Origin of the sequence: Bacillus sp. AP50, assembly GCF_040492675.1 — a bacterium.
Classification (GTDB): Bacteria; Bacillota; Bacilli; order Bacillales; family Bacillaceae_G; genus Bacillus_A; species Bacillus_A cereus.
Genome location: NZ_JBEUTW010000370.1, coordinates 1 through 2,638 on the forward strand (window position 1 = coordinate 1; position 2,638 = coordinate 2,638).

Sequence of the window (2,638 nt, forward strand, 5' to 3'; positions counted from 1 at the left end):
ATGAAGAAGTATCAGGAGAATTAGAGACCATATACGCCTACGAATTATTAAAAATGAAACCTGCAATTATTCAAGTACTAGCTTTACCTTATAATTATTTAGTAGTTTTTGAGAAAGACGAAATTAAATCGATTTTAAATGAAAGTGATATTGATATTTGGAGTGAAATAGAAAGATAGTGAATGTATATAAGGTGTTAAATACCCAATATGAAAATTACGTGAGTTAAGCACCTCATTGTCAATATACGACAATAGGTGCTTTTTTGCGTGCAATGAAGAAAAAATAAAAGATTCATTTTCACTCTATTTCATTTTTGAATTACATGTTATAATTTGGAAAAAATAAATTCTGAATTTTTAGATAATTTAAAGGTGGTAGATACTATATGAGTACATTAAAGAAAATTACTAATAATATTTCGAAGGTTATTATAGGAAAAGACGAATCGATAGAACTAGCAGCCATTGCTCTAATAGCAAGGGGACATATTTTATTAGAAGATGTACCTGGGACAGGAAAAACAACATTAGCGAAAAGTTTGGCTAAAAGTGTGGACGCTAAATTTCAAAGAATACAATTTACAGCGGATACTTTGCCTGGAGATGTTATTGGTCTTGAATATTTTCATGTAAAGGAATCGGATTTTAAAACAAGGTTAGGACCCATTTTTGCAAATATCGTATTAGTGGATGAAATTAATCGAGCTGTACCGAGAACACAATCTTCGTTACTTGAGGTTATGGAAGAGCGTACTGTTACAATTGCGAAACAGACACATTCATTACCAGAACCTTTTTTAGTTATAGCAACGCAAAATCCACTCGAATCAGCGGGCACATTTCCGTTACCAGATGCTCAGTTAGACCGGTTTTTACTCACAATACGCCAAGGTTATCCTACGAGAGAAGCTGAAAAGGAAATGATGAATCGGTTTCAAATGAATGATCCATTAGAAACGTTACATTTTATTATTTCAAGTGAAGAAATTATTACGATGCAAAAGCGTGCAAGAGAAGTGTTAGTAGGGAATGATGTGCAAGATTATCTCCTTGAAATTATTGAAGCAACTCGTAACCATGAGTTAATTGAAATTGGTGTAAGCCCTCGGGGAACGTTGGCATTTATGAGAGCAATTCAAGCACGGGCAATATTAAATGAAAGAGATTACTGTACGCCAGATGATATTAAGACGCTCGCTGCATCCGTTTGTGCTCATCGTTTAACGTTAACGATTGAGGGAGAGATGAAAACGACGAAAGAACAAATTATGAAAGAAATTCTTCATACGATTAGTGTGCCAGTGGAGAATGTACGATGAATCAACAGCTTGTGTATACACCTTTAGCGGAGCCTTTCGTAATGGGGGTTATGTCAGTTGTAGCCGTTATTTTAAGTGTATTTTCAAGTAATCTACTGTTTTTATCTCTCGTATTTTTATATGTAATTTTAATAGGTGCTATGCATGTATATATACGTAAAGTATCTCGTGTTGAATGGGAATACAGTCAAGGGAATTCGAACGTTTTTATAGGTGAAACGAATATGTGCAAAATGAAAATTTCAAACAAGTCGATATTTCCTATTCTTAATATCGTATTTCGATTTAAATGTGAAAATAAGCTAACTTGGAATCATGATGAAATAAACAAAAATCATAGTACAGGTTCAAATTATTATATGAATTTTAATTTAAAAGGAAGGGAGTCAGTTTCATTTGATTTGCAAGCTGTAGCGTTAAAAAGAGGCATCGCGAAATGGGAAGAAGTTGAAATTGTTATTACTGATCTCTTTGGATTTATAACGAACCATATAACATATAAACAAGTTGATACGCCCTCTTATTTAGTCTTACCAGCTGTTCCGAAAATACAAGTTCCTGAATTACAAGAATGGTCACGAGGATTTCGAAAAGCGATGTCTTCACCCTTATATGATGAAACGAAAGTAATGGGAGTAAAGTCTTATGAAAATGAAGATTTTCGTTCCGTCCACTGGAGTGCAACAGCGAAAACAGGGACGATAACTGCGAAAAAGTATGAGCGAACACAATGTGATAAATACGCGATTTATCTCAACTTGCAAAATAAAAGTGGTGTTTCTTTGCGAAATGATATAGAGCAACTAATTGAATTAACAGCAGGTATATGCAAACAACTTCTTATGCAAAACTGTTCGTTTGAAGTATGGATCAATAGTGTAAAAGATAACGGTTTGCTACATATAAAAAATGGGGATAATCGGAAACATTTGCAAAATGTATTAAAGGTACTTGCCTCGATATCAGACCAAGATACGCCTATATCTTCTTCTTACTTTTACACAGCAGGCTTTCGTCGAAAGGAACTGGATGCGGTTCCTTTAATTATTGGTACTTCACCAAAGAAATACAGTAGAACGAATAAATGGATTGTAATGAAAGAATAAGAAGGGGCTTATGTCATGGTGAATAAAAAGCGGCATATGAAAGTGAAGTTATGGAGTGTAAGAACTTTAATCATACTTTTCTTTGCGATTAGTGCGATAACGTTATCACAAGGTGTTGTGTATGTACAGGACATAGTAAAAGAGCGTTTTTTCAGTAAGACTAAGACAATATCGGAAAGAAATTATGACTTTACTAGTATAGGTGAAAATT

Annotated in this window: 3 protein-coding genes and 1 pseudogene; all 4 read left to right on the forward strand. The window is 33.9% G+C overall.

The genetic code is table 11. The features are described 5' to 3' along the window. Nucleotides 1-179, forward strand: a 179-nt coding sequence (locus ABWK52_RS29835; protein WP_438825467.1) for an immunity protein Imm33 domain-containing protein, incomplete at its 5' end; no start/stop codon positions are given. 209 nt (nt 180-388) lie between these two features. Continuing rightward, nucleotides 389-1,321, forward strand: coding sequence for an AAA family ATPase (locus tag ABWK52_RS22640; RefSeq protein ID WP_070756611.1), 933 nt, complete (start codon nt 389-391; stop codon nt 1,319-1,321). Further along, nucleotides 1,318-2,427, forward strand: a complete 1,110-nt coding sequence (locus ABWK52_RS22645) for a DUF58 domain-containing protein (protein WP_048568602.1) — start codon at nt 1,318-1,320, stop codon at nt 2,425-2,427. Before ABWK52_RS22640 ends, ABWK52_RS22645 begins: the two co-directional genes overlap by 4 nt. 15 nt (nt 2,428-2,442) lie before the next feature. Beyond that, nucleotides 2,443-2,638, forward strand: a pseudogene (locus ABWK52_RS22650) (hypothetical protein); the annotation flags it as partial.

Coding starts and splice junctions, on each gene's coding strand:
- ABWK52_RS22640 (WP_070756611.1), top strand. CDS start 389: ATGAGTACATTAAAGAAAATTACTAATAATATTTCGAAGGTTATTATA.
- ABWK52_RS22645 (WP_048568602.1), top strand. CDS start 1,318: ATGAATCAACAGCTTGTGTATACACCTTTAGCGGAGCCTTTCGTAATG.